This window comes from Alkalihalobacterium chitinilyticum (assembly GCF_029028005.1).
GTDB lineage: Bacteria > Bacillota > Bacilli > Bacillales > Bacillaceae_F > Alkalihalobacterium > Alkalihalobacterium chitinilyticum.
The window spans coordinates 103,992-121,760 of sequence record NZ_JAOTPO010000002.1 but is presented as its reverse complement, the minus strand read 5'-3'; the positions used below and the strand labels follow the sequence as shown (position 1 = coordinate 121,760).

The 17,769-nt window shown below is 38.0% G+C and carries 17 protein-coding genes and 2 tRNA genes; 2 read left to right on the top strand and 17 right to left on the bottom strand.

The annotated features are described in order from the left end of the window. The first annotated feature begins 159 nt into the window (after positions 1-159). Positions 160-567 (top strand): hypothetical protein, encoded by a 408-nt coding sequence (locus N7Z68_RS03315; protein ID WP_275117032.1) that lies wholly within the window; start codon positions 160-162, stop codon positions 565-567. Positions 568-727: 160 nt separating this feature from the next. On the opposite strand, the gene N7Z68_RS03310 is transcribed toward N7Z68_RS03315, so the two are convergent. The 12 genes from N7Z68_RS03310 to glcT form a co-directional block, all read right to left on the bottom strand. Continuing rightward, positions 728-804: transfer RNA gene (locus N7Z68_RS03310), tRNA-Arg, on the bottom strand. A gap of 4 nt (positions 805-808) precedes the next feature. Beyond that, positions 809-882: transfer RNA gene (locus tag N7Z68_RS03305), tRNA-Gly, on the bottom strand. A 366-nt stretch (positions 883-1,248) separates the two neighbouring features. Beyond that, on the bottom strand, positions 1,249-1,764 hold the full coding sequence (locus N7Z68_RS03300; RefSeq protein WP_275117031.1) for a metallophosphoesterase family protein: 516 nt from the start codon (positions 1,762-1,764) through the stop codon (positions 1,249-1,251). A 42-nt stretch (positions 1,765-1,806) separates the two neighbouring features. Beyond that, positions 1,807-2,400 carry an XTP/dITP diphosphatase gene (locus N7Z68_RS03295; RefSeq protein WP_275117030.1) on the bottom strand — a complete coding sequence of 198 codons (594 nt, stop codon included), beginning with the start codon at positions 2,398-2,400 and terminating at the stop codon, positions 1,807-1,809. Then, the gene (rph, locus tag N7Z68_RS03290) at positions 2,397-3,173 is read right to left on the bottom strand and encodes a ribonuclease PH (RefSeq protein ID WP_275117029.1); all 777 of its coding nucleotides are present in this window, start codon (positions 3,171-3,173) and stop codon (positions 2,397-2,399) included. The genes N7Z68_RS03295 and rph overlap by 4 nt, the downstream gene beginning before the upstream one ends. A gap of 185 nt (positions 3,174-3,358) precedes the next feature. Continuing rightward, positions 3,359-4,447: a GerMN domain-containing protein gene (locus N7Z68_RS03285; RefSeq protein ID WP_275117028.1), complete on the bottom strand. Its 1,089-nt coding sequence runs from the start codon at positions 4,445-4,447 to the stop codon at positions 3,359-3,361. A gap of 244 nt (positions 4,448-4,691) precedes the next feature. Beyond that, complete coding sequence (racE, locus tag N7Z68_RS03280) at positions 4,692-5,489, bottom strand: glutamate racemase (RefSeq protein WP_275117027.1); 798 nt, start codon at positions 5,487-5,489, stop codon at positions 4,692-4,694. 32 nt (positions 5,490-5,521) lie between these two features. Then, positions 5,522-5,977 (bottom strand): MarR family winged helix-turn-helix transcriptional regulator, encoded by a 456-nt coding sequence (locus N7Z68_RS03275; protein WP_275117026.1) that lies wholly within the window; start codon positions 5,975-5,977, stop codon positions 5,522-5,524. A gap of 146 nt (positions 5,978-6,123) precedes the next feature. Then, positions 6,124-7,842 carry a phosphoenolpyruvate--protein phosphotransferase gene (ptsP, locus tag N7Z68_RS03270; RefSeq protein ID WP_275117024.1) on the bottom strand — a complete coding sequence of 573 codons (1,719 nt, stop codon included), beginning with the start codon at positions 7,840-7,842 and terminating at the stop codon, positions 6,124-6,126. After that, the gene (locus N7Z68_RS03265) at positions 7,842-8,105 is read right to left on the bottom strand and encodes a phosphocarrier protein HPr (protein ID WP_275117023.1); all 264 of its coding nucleotides are present in this window, start codon (positions 8,103-8,105) and stop codon (positions 7,842-7,844) included. The genes ptsP and N7Z68_RS03265 overlap by 1 nt, the downstream gene beginning before the upstream one ends. Before the next feature lie 29 nt (positions 8,106-8,134). Next, positions 8,135-10,105 (bottom strand): glucose-specific PTS transporter subunit IIBC, encoded by a 1,971-nt coding sequence (gene ptsG, locus N7Z68_RS03260; protein ID WP_275117022.1) that lies wholly within the window; start codon positions 10,103-10,105, stop codon positions 8,135-8,137. Between the two features lie 235 nt (positions 10,106-10,340). Then, a complete protein-coding gene (gene glcT / locus N7Z68_RS03255) occupies positions 10,341-11,180 on the bottom strand; it encodes a glucose PTS transporter transcription antiterminator GlcT (protein ID WP_275117021.1) in 840 nt (279 codons plus the stop codon). A 186-nt stretch (positions 11,181-11,366) separates the two neighbouring features. Between glcT and ctaD the strand changes: the two genes are divergently transcribed. Further along, on the top strand, positions 11,367-13,247 hold the full coding sequence (ctaD, locus tag N7Z68_RS03250; protein WP_275117020.1) for a cytochrome c oxidase subunit I: 1,881 nt from the start codon (positions 11,367-11,369) through the stop codon (positions 13,245-13,247). A gap of 201 nt (positions 13,248-13,448) precedes the next feature. On the opposite strand, the gene N7Z68_RS03245 is transcribed toward ctaD, so the two are convergent. The 5 genes from N7Z68_RS03245 to N7Z68_RS03225 all read right to left on the bottom strand — a co-directional run bounded on the left by N7Z68_RS03245 (position 13,449) and on the right by N7Z68_RS03225 (position 17,633). Beyond that, on the bottom strand, positions 13,449-13,673 hold the full coding sequence (locus N7Z68_RS03245; RefSeq protein WP_216828860.1) for a helix-turn-helix domain-containing protein: 225 nt from the start codon (positions 13,671-13,673) through the stop codon (positions 13,449-13,451). 161 nt (positions 13,674-13,834) lie between these two features. Then, positions 13,835-14,302 (bottom strand): acyl-CoA thioesterase, encoded by a 468-nt coding sequence (locus N7Z68_RS03240; protein WP_275117019.1) that lies wholly within the window; start codon positions 14,300-14,302, stop codon positions 13,835-13,837. Between the two features lie 166 nt (positions 14,303-14,468). After that, a complete protein-coding gene (gene sdhB / locus N7Z68_RS03235) occupies positions 14,469-15,224 on the bottom strand; it encodes a succinate dehydrogenase iron-sulfur subunit (protein WP_275117018.1) in 756 nt (251 codons plus the stop codon). Further along, positions 15,221-16,990 carry a succinate dehydrogenase flavoprotein subunit gene (gene sdhA, locus N7Z68_RS03230; RefSeq protein WP_275117017.1) on the bottom strand — a complete coding sequence of 590 codons (1,770 nt, stop codon included), beginning with the start codon at positions 16,988-16,990 and terminating at the stop codon, positions 15,221-15,223. The genes sdhB and sdhA overlap by 4 nt, the downstream gene beginning before the upstream one ends. 13 nt (positions 16,991-17,003) lie before the next feature. Beyond that, entirely contained in the window at positions 17,004-17,633 is a 630-nt protein-coding gene (locus N7Z68_RS03225) for a succinate dehydrogenase cytochrome b558 subunit (RefSeq protein WP_275117016.1), read from the bottom strand. Between the last annotated feature and the right edge of the window lie 136 nt (positions 17,634-17,769).

Below are 17,769 nucleotides of genomic sequence, written 5' to 3'. Positions count from 1 at the left end.
TTGACTATTTTGATTTATGAATATCATTGTATCCGCTTACATCATTACTGCATCTGGATTACGTTAGTTAAACACATTTTTTCTCATTAATTCAAAAGATTTTTCCTGCTTTTGTAATAGGAAATGAAAGAATAGTAAAAACTAGGATCGGTGATGATTATGTTAAAGATAAAATGGAAAACTCAAAAATTGTTCTTTCTAAAAGTCTCTTTACCGAGACTAGCTACGAGAAGAAAAAAACCACCTTATCTGGTACCTGTTAATTTAGAGGAACATAAGTGTAAAAAAGAATGTGAGCGAAAGTTGTATCAAGCCCTGTTCTCTCAAAATTATTATGTAACACCTTATTTAGAATGTGGCCGGTTTGTCATTAATCTAGCACTTATTCCTTTTCGAATAGCGGTCATTGACGAAAAGCAAGCCGGTGATGAAAAATTTGAAAGAGCATTGAAGAAAGATGGTTGGACGGTGATATATTATAACGAAGAAGAATTAAATGAAAATCTAAAATCTACTCTTTTGCAGATCCAACAAGAAGCGAGCAGCTATAGACAATTATTATCATAGGAAAAATGAGTAGCGGATGAGATCGGTTTTCGGACCGGTCTTTTTTCGTGCACTCCTGTAGATAGATACTGATATTGATTAATATCAGTATAAAAAATTAATCAACTCAATAAAAAACATCCATATCTACTGATATGGATGTACTGATTACGTTATGTAGTGGCGTCCCAGGAGAGATTCGAACTCCCGACCGACGGCTTAGAAGGCCGTTGCTCTATCCTGCTGAGCTACTGGGACAGTTTGGAGCGGGTGATGGGAATCGAACCCACGACATCAGCTTGGAAGGCTGAGGTTTTACCATTAAACTACACCCGCAGTTTATTCACTTAAATGTCATGCCTCTTTCTCTTCTAGCATAATCTAAGATGTTTATGCGTCGAGGCAACTCGTCGTTTATTCACAGCCGTTTCGCTCGTGGCTGAGGTTTTACCATTAAACTACACCCGCAGTTTATTCACTTCAAATGTTTTTGCTTTCGTGTAATGTTTGTAACGACAATTATTAATATATAACATTTTGGATCCGATGTCAACTGTTCTTTAGATTTTTTTTTGCATTGGCTGACTTTTGATTTCGGCTGTTCATTCCACGCTATCTAGTATATCATATCTCATAACATTTTATTAGTGTCTCAAAATAATATCAACTAGTCAGCCAATGCTCGCGGTTCATTCTACATCCTTACATGTTATATCGAGTAGATAACTCTTCTACTATATTGCCCTCTATCGTGTAAAACGTTACATCGACTGAGTTCTTATCAATTGTGCATAAGCAATACGTATATTCTTTCCGGTTCCGTGGTAGCCTTAAACTCCCTGGATTAATATAGATAACATCATTTTCTTTAAAAGTAGTTGCTACATGAGAATGCCCGAAACAAACGAGACGCGCCCCTACTTCTTCCGCTCGATAGGTCAGCGGGACATATGTCATTTTTACATTGTAATGATGACCATGGGTTGCATAAAGTAAAATATCGTCTGTTATTTGGATCATCGCATCTTCAGGAAAATCAGTTCCCCAGTCACAATTACCTCTAACCACATTTACTCCCTTGAGTTGTTTTGCGTCCCCTTCTAATTCGGAGTCGCCACAATGGATCATATAATTGACTTCATCGCGATGACGATCAATTACATTTGCTAATTCTGTTTTCCATCCGTGACTATCACTAACAATTAGAATTTTAACCATTAACTCATCTCCCGTCATCGCACCTATCTATTATGAGATCTATTATGAAATCTCTTTCCATTTCTCTTTAAGTTGTTGAAGCGCCTTAGCCCGATGGCTAATCGCATTTTTTTCCTCAGACGTTAATTGTGCCATTGTTTTTTGTTTTTCCACTATGTACATGATTGGATCATAGCCAAACCCATAATCTCCAACTGGTTCTTCTGTTATTTTCCCTTCACAATTCCCTTCAAAACATTCAGTTCGCCCGTCTGGATAAGCTAGTGCAATTGTGCAATGAAATCTTGCTGTTCTTTCACTTTGAGGGATCCCCTTCATTTCTGCTAATACCTTTTTAATATTTTCGGCATCGTTTTTCTCTTCTCCTGCATAGCGGGCTGAATAGATACCCGGTTTTCCATCTAAAGCGTCAACAATCAGCCCTGAATCGTCTGCAATCACCGGCTTTTGAAGAGCGTTTGCGATCGTCTCAGCCTTTAACTTAGCATTTTCAGCAAAAGTTGTACCTGTTTCATCAACTTCTGGCAGGCTAGGATAGTCAAAAAGTGAAGTAACCTTGTAGCCTAGTTCACCTAGGATGGCATCGAACTCTTTTACTTTGCCTTTATTTTTGGTTGCTACAATGATCTCCTTCATTCCGTTACTTCCCCTTTTGGAGCTTCTATTTTCTCTGCTAGCTTATTCGAAATTTCGTTACCGAGTGCCAGCTTCTGTTTTGCAATTAAGTCCTCAATGCCAAGTTCAGCTAAATAAAGTAATTTGTCTAATTGACTTCGTGAAAAAGTCGCTTCTTCTCCAGTTCCTTGAAGTTCTACAAATTCACCTTTACCAGTCATTACTACATTCATATCAACGTCAGCACTAGCATCTTCTTTATAACATAAATCTAATATTTCACCATGCTCATTATCGATTCCTACAGAAACAGCAGCTAAAAAGTCGGTAACTGGTAATTCTGTTAGTTTCTTTTTCTCTACATATTTTTGTAATGCAAGTACCATAGCTACATAAGCACCCGTTATTGCTGCTGTACGTGTACCACCGTCTGCTTGGATAACATCACAATCAATCCATACGGTTCTCTCACCAAGCTTTTCTAAATCTATAACTGTTCGTAATGCTCTGCCTATTAAACGTTGTATTTCCATCGTCCGTCCACTAACTTTTCCTTTTGACGATTCACGAATATTTCTCTGCTCTGTAGCACGTGGTAGCATTGAATACTCAGCTGTAATCCACCCTTTGCCTTGATTTCTCATAAACGGCGGCACACGATCTTCAATCGATGCAGTACAAATTACTTTCGTGTTTCCAAATGCAATAAGTACAGACCCTTCAGGATGCATTAAATAGTCTGTTATAATTTCTACTTTTCTTAATTGATCTTGTTCTCTATTATCAACTCTCATTTGATAAAACCCTCCCTTGAAAAGCCTTACTTATGTAGTATCAACTTTTTCTATCCATTCTATAAGAGGAATGCTCTTATATAGTAAAAAGCTTTAGCCACGTAAAAAGGCAGCAAGTCGCTGCCCCTTTTCGTTACTACTTCGTTATTATAACAAATTTTTCTTCAATCTAATATGATAGTGTATTAAAACTTCCCTGTATTCACATTAACCGGACGTGAAACCGGCTCTGTTAATGGCTCTCCAGATACTTTTAATACTTTTGCTTCACCATTTACTTCGATTGCTACTTTTTCAACACCAGGTTGTTCTGTTAAAGACAAGACGATTAAGTTTAATACCTCATCTGAAATCGCTGTGTTTTCCATTTGGTTTAAAATGGCTTCATTAAAATTCAGCGTTACAACACCGTTCTCATATTTCGGACTATCAAGCAATTCTGCTCCGTTGCGAATGTCTGTCAGTAAGTTAGAATAAATAGATGGACCCGCTAGTAGTTGATTAACGACTTCCTTAATTGAGTCATCTGTATTCTTTACTCGTCTCGTTACTGGTACATAATAAGTGTTGTCCCCATTTTGGGCAAGGAAGTAAAGGGTTACCCCTTTACTGTTCACCACATCAGCTACTTCGCTTTTTTCAAGATTAATTCCATTCGCTCGACTATATCCTTCTCCAATTGGAGTATTGCCGACTGGCATCGTTTCCTGATCATACCCATTTATACGAATTTGGACTTTATCTACATTCTCAAATTGAGTCAATGTCCATGTAATTGATTGAAGAATTTGTAATTCTTGTTCGGGATTATATGACTTAAATTCCTCGGAGAAATCAGCTACTGCTGTACGCTCATCTTCTTTAAAATGAACATCTACTTCAGTTCCTGCAGGTAATACCGCTTGGAACCCACTCGGTAATAGATTTGATACCGGCCCGCCATCAACTAAATACTCTAATGATTGTCTAAGGACCCCTTGAGTCTTTGGTAAATCAAATGTTTTTGAAACCACCATTCCATTTTGATCAATTAAATATAGTTCTCTTGTTACCGTTTCAACTGGTCCCTCTTCGGTTTCTGCTTGTTCTTCAATTGGTTGTTCCTCAGAACCAATTAATTCTGTTTCCTCATCTAGCGCTTCTCCCTCATCGACATAATTTATTTGAGGAGTATCCATTTCCTGCATCGCTTTATTTGAGCCAAAGGAACATCCAGATACGACTAACGTTAGAAGAAGCAGCGTTGGGACCCCTGTTTTGAACAATTTCCTCATTCTTTTCCCTCCTAAGGTAGTTTGTACTAGTATGTATACGAGCCTTTTCCAAAAATAGACCATCTTTGTCTACAAATTTAAAACAGGTTTATAAACAAACCTGCTAGAATACGGTTTTCATAAGACAAACATTAAAGAAGTTTTACGTTACAGGAGGAAAATTAACTGCAGGTAACAAGTAGATAAACACAAAATCGCATTGGATTTACGCTCCAATGCGATTTTTTATTACGGGCCTCTATAATTATCCTAAATAGATCGTCTCCACATGATCGAGGTCAATTTTCAGCCAACTGCTAGCGATCTTTTTAAATGTTTCATGATCGCCTGTCGTGTAAAAAATATGAGTCGGTTTCCGATTTTCTTTATAAAGTAAATCTTGATGATATAAGAGCGCACTAACTTCTCGTGCCGTCTCATCACCAGAACTAATTAACGTAATATCATTTCCTACAACACGTTGAATGACCCCGCGCAATAACGGGTAGTGTGTACATCCAAGTATTAACGTATCAAACTTATTAGTCAGTAATGGTTGTAATGTTTCTGAAACGACCCTCACCGCTTCTTCGCCTTTAAAAATCCCTTGTTCTACTAAGGGAACAAAAGGCGGACATGCCATACTTTCAACTGTAATATTACTATTAATATCTTTTAATGCTTTATCATAAGCTTTACTTTGAATCGTTCCTGTAGTTCCAATAACAGCCACATGATCATTTTTCGTTACTTTAAGAGCTGTAATCGCTCCTGGGTGTACAACCCCAATCACAGGTATAGATAGCTTTTCTTTTACTTCGTCTAGGACGACAGCTGTTGCTGTATTACAAGCAATGACGAGCATCTTAATGCGTTCTTTTAATAGACGATCAATCATTTGCCAGGTAAACGTTCGTACTTCTTCTGCGGGTCTTGGTCCGTATGGACAACGAACGGTATCCCCAATATAAACAATTTGTTCTTTCGGTAACTGTCGAAGAATTTCTTTTGCAACGGTTAATCCTCCAAGTCCCGAATCAATAACTCCAATCGGTCTATCCAAAATTCTCCCTCAATTTCTATCTTCTTTTTTCATTAGCTGTTAAGTTCTTTTGCTGAAGATTCCATTTCTTCATGAAGGACATGTAAGTTCTTTTCTAAAAATGCAATATCCTCATCCGAGAAGTTTTGAAGAATATCTTTTAAATAATCTTGTCGTTTCTTAATTACTTCTTGGATAATCGTTTCACCTTTTTCTAATAAGTGAATACGAACGACTCTGCGATCCTTTAGATCTTTCACTCGTTCTACTAATTCATTCTTTTCCATACGATCGACAAGATCTGTTGTCGTACTACAGGCTAAGTGCATTTTATTCGATAAATCACCGATCGTCATATCACCTAATTCATTTAACCATTGTAAAGCAACGAATTGAGGTGGTGTGATCGGAAACTGATTTAGAATAACACGACCTTTTTGTTTAATGATTTGTGCTATTTTTCTTAACGACTTTTCAATATGTTCTACTTGTTCAAATTCTGCCATCATCTTCCCTCCTGTGTATGAATTCTATATATACTAGGTATTTTTTTATATTATCTTATTTATTTTCCCTGTTTTCCTATAGAATTGCAATAGAAAAACATTAAGAAATGTGAAGAAGAGTTGTCGAAAGACAACTCTTCTTTGAACTATTATAGACTGCCAAACCTAGTCTTAACCGCTTCTTGGACTTCTTCTGATGTATTTTTCATTAACATTTCTTTTGCGAAACTTTCTAATTCTTGCTTAGATAATTTGGCCATTTGACTTCGAGCTGGTAAAACAGATGTTGCACTCATACTAAATTCATCAAGTCCTAATCCTAAAAGAATTGGAATTGCAATTTCGTCTCCAGCCATTTCACCGCACATACCTGCCCACTTTCCTTCCTTGTGAGCCGCTTCAATCACCATGTTTACGAGACGAAGGATTGCTGGGTGATATGGTTGATACAAGTAAGAAACTTGTTCATTCATTCGGTCTGCTGCCATCGTGTATTGAATTAAGTCATTGGTCCCAACACTGAAGAAATCAACTTCTTTAGCAAAGAGATCAGCAATGACAGCTGTTGAAGGGATTTCTACCATCATCCCTACTTCAATAGAGTCAGAAACTTGTTGACCTTCATTTAGAAGATTTTGTTTTTCTTCCTCTAAAATTGCTTTCGCTTGTCGTAATTCTTCAAGCGCAGCGATCATCGGAAACATAATCTTTAAGTTCCCAAATGTACTCGCTCGAAGTAATGCACGAAGTTGCGTACGGAATATGTCCTGATGCTCCAAGCACAGTCTAATCGCACGGAAACCAAGAAATGGATTCATTTCTTTAGGAAGCTCTAAGTATGGAAGTTCTTTGTCTCCACCGATATCAAGGGTACGAATTACGACAGGCTTGCCTTCCATTCTTTCTAATACCGTTTTATAAGCATTATACTGTTCCTCTTCTGTTGGCAATTGGTCTCGTCCCATATAAAGAAACTCAGTTCGGTATAAGCCGATTCCTTCAGCACCATTATTAATTACGCCTGTAAGATCGTCTGGTGTACCGATATTAGCTGCTAATTCTACATGATGCCCATCAATTGTTTTCGTTGTTTCGTTAACAAGTTTAGCCCACTCTAACTTTTGTTGTTCATACGATTCTTTTTTCTGTTCATACGCTTGCATTGTTTCATTATCTGGTTGAACGATAACGACACCTTCTAGTCCATCGATAATAATAGTATCACCATTCTGGATAGAAGATGTTGCCTCTTTCGTTCCTACAATCGCAGGAATTTCCATCGATCGAGCCATGATTGCTGAATGAGATGTACGTCCACCGATATCAGCAGCAAACCCTTTAACAAACTTCGGATTTAATTGCGCTGTGTCTGAAGGTGTTAAGTCTTTTGCAATAATAATCGTTTCTTCATCAATCGCAGCTAACGATTTCATTTGGATCCCAAGTAAGTAACCTAGCACTCGCTTGGAAACATCTCGGATATCGGCTGCACGTTCTTTCATATATTCATTATCCATCGATTCAAACATTGAAATAAATGTTTGCGAAACGTCATGGACGGCACTTTCTGCATTCACTTTTTCATTATCAATATGAGCTTGCATACCGCCGATGAATTCTGGATCACTTAACACAAGAAGGTGAGCAGCGAATATCGCTGCTTCTTCTTCTCCTAGATCAACTTCTGCTTTTTCTTTAATCTGAGCTAGGTCCGCTTTCGCTTTCTCTAGCGCAGTTTCAAGTCGTTCTTTTTCAGCTGCAGGGTCAGTATCTGTTATTTTCTCAAAGGAATAGTCAGGCTCTTCCAATATATATGCGGTTGCTATTGCAATTCCAGCTGACGCAGCTATCCCTGAAATTTGTTTCATTATTCTCCTAACCCTTCCTTGATTACAGCTTCTAATGCTTGTAATGCATCATTTTCATCTGAACCTTCTGCTTTAATTGTTACTTCTGCTCCTTGTCCAACGCCTAGAGACATTACACCCATAATGGACTTTAAGTTCACTGACTTTCCTTTATATTCTAAGTTAATATCTGAAGAAAATTGTCCTGCTTTATTTACTAGTTGAGTTGCTGGTCTTGCATGAATTCCTGTTTCTGCTGTAATTTTAAATGTTTTTTCTACCATGAGATCTACCTCTTTCTCTAAAATATAATTTATTTATTTTTAATGGAAACTAATCCAGTTTCTCCAAGTTCAACTGCTGCTTTTTCTTGCAGGCTGATTATTTCGTTTTCTTTTAAGTTGGTGAATACAATCGGTGTAATCGTTGATGAGGCTTTTTGTTCGATTAAGGCTAAATCCATTGTAACCAGTTTTTGACCTTGTTCGATTTCATCACCTTCTGAAACGAATACTTCAAAGCCTTCTCCATTCATTTGAACAGTATCAATACCTATGTGAATTAGAATTTCATGACCAGTATGAGCTAAAATTCCAATGGCATGCTTTGTTGGGAAAACATTAATAATTTTTCCGGCCACAGGTGAGACTACGAGTCCTTCAGTAGGTGCGATCGCAAAGCCATCTCCCATCATCTTTTCTGCAAACACTTTATCAGGAACTTCTGTAATAGGTAAGAGCTTACCTTTTATAGGTGTAGCCACCTGTAATCTACCTTCTTCGTCGGCAGACTCACTGTTTGATTGCGGGATGACCTTCGTTTCATCAACTTCTTGATCATCGATATCTTGCATTACTTCTTTACCATCAATCAAATCTTTAATCTGTCCTTTTAACGCGTCGGATTGTGTGCCAAAGATCGCTTGTATATTATTACCCATTTCGAGGACACCTGAAGCCCCTAATTTTTTCAATTGAGAGCTATCTACTTCTGCAGGGTCTTTTACCGATACCCGAAGCCTAGTAATACAAGCATCTAACGCTGTAATATTATTCTTCCCACCTAGAGCATGTAATACATTTTTAGCTAACTCTGATTTTTTTCCTTTTGATGGCGTATCGCTTACTTGTTCCTCTGGTTCTCGTCCTGGCGTTCTTAAGTTCCACTTTCGTATTGCAAAACGGAACCCGAAATAGTATATGAATGCAAATCCAATCCCCACTGGAATGATCATCCAAGAATTTGTTGATAATCCCCAATAAAGCACATAATCAATAAATCCACCGGAGAATGTAAATCCTGCTTTAACACCTAGCAAGTCCATAATAACGAATGAAAAACCTGCAAATACACAGTGGATTAAAAATAGGACCGGTGCAACAAATAGAAATGCGAACTCAATCGGTTCTGTAATACCTGTCAAAAAGCTCGTCAACGCGGCTGATGCCATAATACCTGCGACTGCTTTCTTTCGCTCTGGTCTTGCTTCGTGATAAATCGCTAATGCTGCAGCTGGAAGACCAAACAACATAAACGGGAATAAACCTGCCATAAATGTTCCTGCTGTAGGATCTCCTGCAAAGAAACGAGTCATATCTCCTCTAACAACATCTCCAGCAGCAGTTGTAAACGTTCCAAACTCGAACCAAAACGGTTGATAAAAGATATGGTGTAAGCCGAATGGAATTAGTGCTCTTTGCGTAAAGCCGAATACAAAAGCTGCAACCGTTGTTCCTGTTTCCGTCGCTAAATGAGAGAACCAATCAATCACTCCTTGAATTGGCGGCCAAATGAATACAAAAGCGATACCTAATAAAACAGCTGTAGCTGCTGTAATTATTGGAACAAATCTTTTACCGGCAAAAAATCCTAAAAACGGTGGCAACTCTATATTATAGAATCGTTTATAAAGAGTTGCAGCTACAAGACCCATTATAATACCACCGAAGACACCTGTTTGTAGGGTCTCAATTCCAAGTACTGTAACTGTTTCAGCACCGTAGTATCCAGCCATTATACCTAACGTAGTATTCATAACAAGGTAACCAATAACAGCCGCTAACCCTGCAACACCATCACCATCTGCTAAACCAATGGCAACACCAACCGCAAATAAAAGCGCTAAATTACCGAAAATGACGCCACCTGCCTCGGCCATGATTGGAATGTTTAAAACATTTTCATGCCCTAGCCCCAGTAATAAACCGGCTGCAGGTAGTACGGATACAGGTGTCATTAGTGCACGACCAACACGCTGTAACGTTCCAAATGCCTTTTTGAACATACTCTCACTCCTTTATGTCGTATCTAGTTGTTTGAGATCATCCACACCTAAAGTAATCGTTTTCACTGATCCAGCTCATTCTTCTATGTAAAAACAAAAAAGACATGAATAAAAGAAAGCATACGAGCGAGCCAGGGAATCCTATGGATAGATTGCCCAAGTTCTACTTCATATACACTTCTTTTACTCATGCCTGATCGTATCAGTAACACGTAAATAGAGTGTGTTAAACTATTTATTTTTGAGTAAGCCTTTGCAAATGCATCGCTAAGTATACTGCTTCCGCATCAGCAACGGGTAATTGATAATGAGTTTGAATGATCTTAATCAACTTCCAAGCAAGATTATAGCATAGTGGATACTCTTGCTTCAATAGTGTCACAAATTTTTCATTTAATTCTACCGTTTCATGATGAAGCACACGATCTAGGACGTGACGAAGATGAATAACAAGCCGCGAGTATTGAAGAGAATTCTTCTCTATTTGAACTTTTAAACCTGTTTCTATGAGATTTATTAACTTTTTTAAAAGTAATGCATCATCTTTTATTTCGGATAAAGGTTTATTCTCTAACGCACTATGAATATGCAGCGTAACAAAACCAATTTCGTCTTTTGGCAATGAAATCTCTAATTGTTGATTAATCAGATTGATTACTTGTTCTGCAATTTGAAATTCGACTGGGTACATCGACTTTGTTTCAGTTAAAAAAGGGTTTGTAATGACAATTCCTTGTTCTAACCTCCGAATAGCAAACGCAATATGGTCAGTTAACGCGATATGAATATGCTCATTTAACTTTTGATCTAGCCTCCTGCTTATTAAAACGATCGCATCATTGATTGTTTCCATAATGGAATCGTCAATTTGCAATAACAATTGTTTATACTCTTCTTGTTGTTGTTCATTTACGAGTTGAAAAAGTTGATCAATATTTTGCTGGTCAATCAGGTCCCCTTGTTTTTTTCCAAATCCCAGACCTTTCCCGATGATTATCATTTCTTCATTTATTGTATTAAGCGCTATGACTACATTATTATTTAAAACTTTTTTAATCTTGTACGTTCCCCTCATTTGGCTTTTCCTTTCTAAATAGCTTCGTAAGTCATCGTAATCTGCAACATCTATTTTTTCAAGTATAACGTTTCTAAAAGTGAGACAAAATAGAAAGGAAAATTTTAGCGTGATAGTATTTTATTCCGTTAATGACATTATTTATGTTTTTTATTATTAGTGTCAGTTTAAAAAGGAGGATTTTCAGTGGAATTAGGTACTGCCAAAGTAGAAACAAATAGAAAAAAGAAAAGTGTCGTCTGGGACTGGCTGACAACTGTTGACCACAAAAAAATCGGTGTCATGTACTTAATTGCTGGGACATTATTTTTTGTGAAAGCAGGTGTTATGGCCTTACTGATTCGTATACAGCTGATGTACCCAGAAAGTTTATTTATCAGCGGTCAGACGTACAATGAAATCTTAACGATGCATGGGACTATAATGCTCTTTTTTGCCGCCACCCCAATTATATTAGGGTTTATGAATTTCATCGTCCCTTTACAGATTGGTGCGAGAGACGTCGCGTTTCCATTCGTTAACGCGCTTGGATTTTGGATCTTCTTTTTTGGGGCAAGTTTGATGAGTTTAACGTGGTTTTTTGGCGGTGGTCCTGATGCTGGTTGGACGGCATATGTACCGCTATCAGGAAGAGATTACGCTGGGATTGGGTTAGATTTCTATGTACTCGGTCTACAAGTAAGTGGAATAGGTACATTAGTAGCCGCCATCAATTTTTTAGTTACCATTATTAATATGCGTGCTCCTGGAATGACTTTAATGCGAATGCCTTTATTTGTTTGGACGACATTTGTTGTATCGACTTTAATTTTATTTGCATTTACTCCATTAGCAGGTGGTTTATTATTACTTATGTTAGATCGTCTGTTCGGTGCCCAATTTTTTATGCCTGATATGAGCGGTAATGTTATCATCTGGCAGCATATCTTCTGGATCTTTGGACACCCGGAAGTTTACATTTTAGTTCTGCCTGCTTTCGGGATCGTCTCAGAAGTAATCCCTGCGTTTTCAAGAAAACGATTATTCGGGTATACAACGATGGTATTTGCAACGATCTTAATTGCGTTTCTCGGGTTTATGGTTTGGGCCCATCATATGTTTACCGTTGGGATGGGACCAATTGCGAACTCGATTTTTGCGATATCAACGATGCTCATTGCTGTACCGACTGGTGTAAAAGTATTTAACTGGTTATTTACGATGTGGGGCGGTAAAATAACGTTTAACACAGCCATGTTGTTTGCTTCTTCATTCGTTCCGACGTTTGTCCTCGGTGGAGTTACCGGTGTCATGGTCGCAATGGCTCCTGTTACGCAGTTATACCACGACAGTTACTTTGTCGTTGCCCACTTCCATTACGTTATTGTTGGAGGTATTATTTTAGGACTGTTCGCTGGCCTATTTTATTGGTACCCAAAAATGTTTGGACATCGCTTAAATGAGACACTCGGGAAATTGATGTTCTGGATTTTCTTTATTGGCTTTCATTTAACTTTCTTTGTTCAACATATTCTTGGGGTCATCGGAATGCCTCGCCGTGTCTACACTTACCTTGGCGACCAAGGCTGGGACGGAATGAATTACATTAGTTCGATTGGAACCTACTTTATGTCAGTAGGAGTGATCTTACTAGTCATTAATATCATTTATTCTGCTTATAAAGGAGAGCGTATCAGTAACGGAGATCCATGGGATGGAAGAACACTGGAATGGTCCACTCCAAACCCGGTCCCAGAATATAACTTTGCGCAAACACCGCAAGTCCGTTCACTAGATCCTTTATTTTATGAGAAAGTACATGGAAACGGCAAGATGAAGCCTGCTGAACCGTTGCAAGACATTCATATGCCAAATGGTTCAATACTGCCGTTCATTATGTCTGTCGGATTATTTTTCATGGGGTTTGGTTTTATTATGATCAATATGAACAATCCTTGGGTTAACCCTTACCTTGTAGTGGCATTAGGTTCTGTTCTAACTTTCGGTGCAATGATCGTTCGCTCGGTTAAAGAGGACCACGGGTTTTATATCCCTAAAGAAGAAATTAAAGAAGAAGAAATGGGTTAATAATTCCCCCACTTTCGTGCCCGAAAAGTGAGGGAGTGTATCACAGGTATAACAATATTTACTTACTACCCTTCATGTAAAAAATAAAGAAGCTGACTCAGATTAGTGTCTAATGAAAAGCTCCATAGCAATATATAGCCTACTATTAAAGTAGGCTATATATTGAGTGGCTATAACACTTAAGAGTCAGCTTCATTTCAATTAAATCTCAAGTTCACCTAGTCGTACTAACTCGATCACTGCCTGGGAGCGCCCCTTAACCCCAAGCTTCTGCATCGTGTTTGAAATGTGATTGCGAACTGTCTTTTCACTAATGAAAAGCTGCTGAGCAATTTCTTTCGTAGTTTTGTCTTGAACCAATAGCTCAAATACTTCTCGTTCCCTTTTTGTAAGTAAAGGTTTTGGTCCGTATTCTGCTCCTTTCAATGAATTCACCCCTTCTTGCTCAGGCTGTACACCAAAGAGGCTTCAGATAAGAGAAATCCAAACGCGAAAAGGTTCAGGTAGACTCTTACAGAAGGTATTTAGTCAAAATATTATATGTACTGTACATTGACCTTGTGAATTCATATAGCCTTAAAGTGTTATTAAACCTCTATTTTTTTTCGAGCCGACTTCATTTTTTCAATCATTTGGTCTGTCCATTCCACAGGTTTTCCAGTTTGTTTGGAAATTTGAACAATTCTACCTCTTCCCGTAATACAGATATCTCCTTTTTCATTCTTAACCATATAATGCAAATCAACCGAAGTGTTTCCAATATGATGAGCTGTGACGTAAACTTTTAACTGTTCATCAAAAAATACTTGCTTAATATAATTACACTGAAGATCAGCCGTGACGATAATACAATCATTTTCTTTTTTCATCCATTCGCTCATCAAACCTAATGATTTAAAATATTCTATTCTTGCTTCTTCAAAATAAACAAACACTCTTGTATTGTTTAAATGTCCAAACGCATCTGTCTCAGAAAAACGAACTTTAATAGGACAGTAGTATGAAAATGTTTGTTCCCACTCTTTGATATTTTCAATATAAGGAATACTTGCCATTTGATTTACCTCAACTTTCTAATTTACCTTTTTATTTTTTTAATATATCTTTATTTTTCTGCTATATGGAATTTTAGCATAATTATGCAAAAACACAAAGTAGCAATCATAAGATGATACATAAAAAAAGGCTCTCCTGTAGGTAAGGAGAGCCTTCTTGGTGTTATTAATAGCTTCCGAAGAAGTTTTTGAATGATTGGATCGTTGTTGAACGGTTAAGAGCTGCGATAGAAGTTGTTAATGGAATACCTTTTGGACAAGACTGAACACAGTTTTGTGAGTTACCGCAGTTAGCAAGTCCGCCATCTCCCATAATTGTTTCTAAACGCTCTTCTTTGTTCATCTCCCCTGTTGGGTGAGCATTGAATAATCGAACTTGAGATAATGGTGCTGGTCCGATGAAATCTGATTTACTGTTTACATTCGGACAAGACTCTAAACATACACCACAAGTCATACATTTTGAAAGTTCATACGCCCATTGACGTTTTGTTTCCGGCATACGTGGTCCAGGACCTAAATCGTATGTTCCATCAATTGGAATCCATGCTTTAACTTTCTTAAGTGAGTCGAACATACGACTACGGTCAATGACTAAGTCACGAACGACAGGGAAAGTTTTCATCGGTTCAACACGAATCGGTTGTTCTAATTGATCAACAAGAGCTGTACACGATTGGCGAGGCTTTCCGTTGATTACCATTGAACATGCTCCACAGACTTCTTCTAAGCAGTTCATTTCCCAGTTTACTGGTGTCGTATTTTCCCCTTTTGTATTTACTGGATTACGACGAATTTCCATAAGAGCCGAAATAACGTTCATATTTGGACGATATGGAACTTCAAATTCCTCTTGATAAGGGGCGCTGTTAGGATCTTCTTGACGAGTTACAATAAATTTTATAATTTTGTTTTCACTCATGATTTAGCAGCTCCTTGTTTTTTCGACGTATAGTCACGTTTACGTGGTGGAATTAAAGAAACGTCAATATCTTCGTAATGGAATTCAGGGTTACCAGTAGAAGCATTGTATTTAGCCATTGTTGTCTTCATGAATTCTTCGTCATTACGCTCTGGGAACTCAGGTTTATAGTGCGCTCCACGACTTTCGTTACGGTTGTAAGCACCTAGTGTAATTACACGGCCTAGGTTTAACATACCTTTTAATTGACGTGTAAATGAAGCACCTTGGTTACTCCACTTCGCTGTATCAATAATATTAATGTTGTTATAACGTTCCATTAATTCTTGGATCTTTTCATCGGTTTTTAATAACTTGTCATTGTGACGAACAACTGTAACGTTGTCAGTCATCCACTCACCAAGCTCTTTATGAAGAACATACGCGTTTTCTTTACCATCCATTTTTAGAATGTTATCGTAGCGCTCTTGTTCTTTCTTCTTCTCATCTTCAAATACGCTTGAAGAAACTGCATCAGCAGACTTTTCTAAGCCTTTGATATATTCAACTGCGTTAGGTCCTGCAACCATACCGCCATAAATAGCTGATAATAATGAGTTAGCACCTAAACGGTTGGCACCATGTTGTGAATAATCACACTCACCCGCAGCAAATAGACCCGGGATATTTGTCATTTGGTTGTAATCAACCCACATACCACCCATTGAATAGTGAACCGCAGGGAAAATTTTCATTGGTACTTTACGAGGGTCATCACCCATGAACTTTTCATAAATCTCGATGATACCACCAAGTTTAATATCAAGTTCCTTTGGATCTTTATGAGAAAGATCTAAATAAACCATGTTTTCGCCGTTAATACCTAGTTTTTGCTCAACACAAACATCGAAGATTTCACGTGTTGCGATATCACGCGGTACTAGATTACCGTATGCAGGATATTTCTCTTCAAGGAAATACCATGGTTTACCATCTTTATATGTCCAAACTCGTCCACCTTCTCCACGTGCTGACTCACTCATTAAACGAAGTTTGTCATCACCAGGGATTGCTGTTGGGTGGATTTGAATAAACTCGCCATTTGCATAATATACTCCTTGCTCATATAAAGAAGCAGCAGCATATCCAGTGTTAATAACTGAGTTAGTAGATTTACCAAAGATAATACCAGGACCACCAGTAGCCATGATTACTGCATCAGCTGCAAAGTGATGGATTTCCATCGTCTTTAAGTCTTGTGCAGTAATCCCGCGACAGACGCCTTCGTCATCCTTAATAGCAGATAAGAATTCCCAGCCTTCATATTTTGTTACAAGACCAGCAACTTCCCAACGACGTACTTGCTCATCTAGTGCATATAGTAACTGTTGTCCAGTCGTTGCACCTGAGAACGCTGTACGGTGATGCTGAGTACCACCAAAGCGGCGGAAATCTAGTAATCCTTCTGGAGTACGGTTAAACATTACACCCATGCGGTCCATTAAGTGAATAATTCCAGGAGCCGCCTCACACATTGCTTTTACTGGTGGTTGGTTTGCTAAGAAGTCTCCACCGTAAACTGTGTCATCAAAGTGTTCCCAAGGTGAGTCACCTTCACCTTTTGTATTTACAGCACCATTAATTCCACCTTGCGCACATACTGAGTGAGAACGTTTAACTGGAACTAATGAAAATAAATCGACTGGTACGCCTGCTTCTGCAGCTTTAATAGTTGCCATTAATCCGGCTAATCCACCACCGACAACAATAACTCTTCCTTTACTCATAATCGCTCACTCCTTAAATGTTTGCTAGTTCTGGATTAATAAATGCTAAGATTGCACGAACACCTACCCAAGTAAGGGCTACAAAAATACCGATTGTTACGTAAGTAGAGATAACTTGCGAACGAGGAGTAACTGTAATACCCCAAGAAACAGCAAATGACCATAATCCATTCGCAAAATGGAAGATCGTAGCGATAACACCAACAAAGTAGAACACTAGCATAAACGGACTACTTAAGATATCCGCCATCATATTATAATTAACTTCAGCGCCAAACGCTGCTTGAATACGAGTTTCGTAAACATGCCATACAACGAAGACTAACGTAATGACCCCCGTCCAACGTTGTAAAACAAACATCCAGTTACGGAAAAATCCGTAATTATTTACATTATTTCTAGCTTGAAAAGCAATATAAAGTCCATAAATTGCATGATAAAGTAATGGGATAAAGATTAAGAAAATCTCTAAAAAATAACGAAATGGAAGATTTTCCATGAAGTGCGCTACTTCGTTGAAAGCACTAGCACCTCTAGTAGCAAAATGGTTAATAACTAAGTGTTGAACTAAGAATAATCCAACTGGAATGACACCCAATAACGAGTGCAGCTTCCGATTCATAAACTCTCGATTTCCAGCCATACAAATGTCCCCCCACAAATTTTTTTGACTTTTAGCACCTTGTTCTCTAGTTATCTCTTTTCTTTTCGCTTATAATGCTGTACCTCCCTATCCTGTTTTCGTAAAGCATTAATAAGATAAAATATGAAACTTTAGT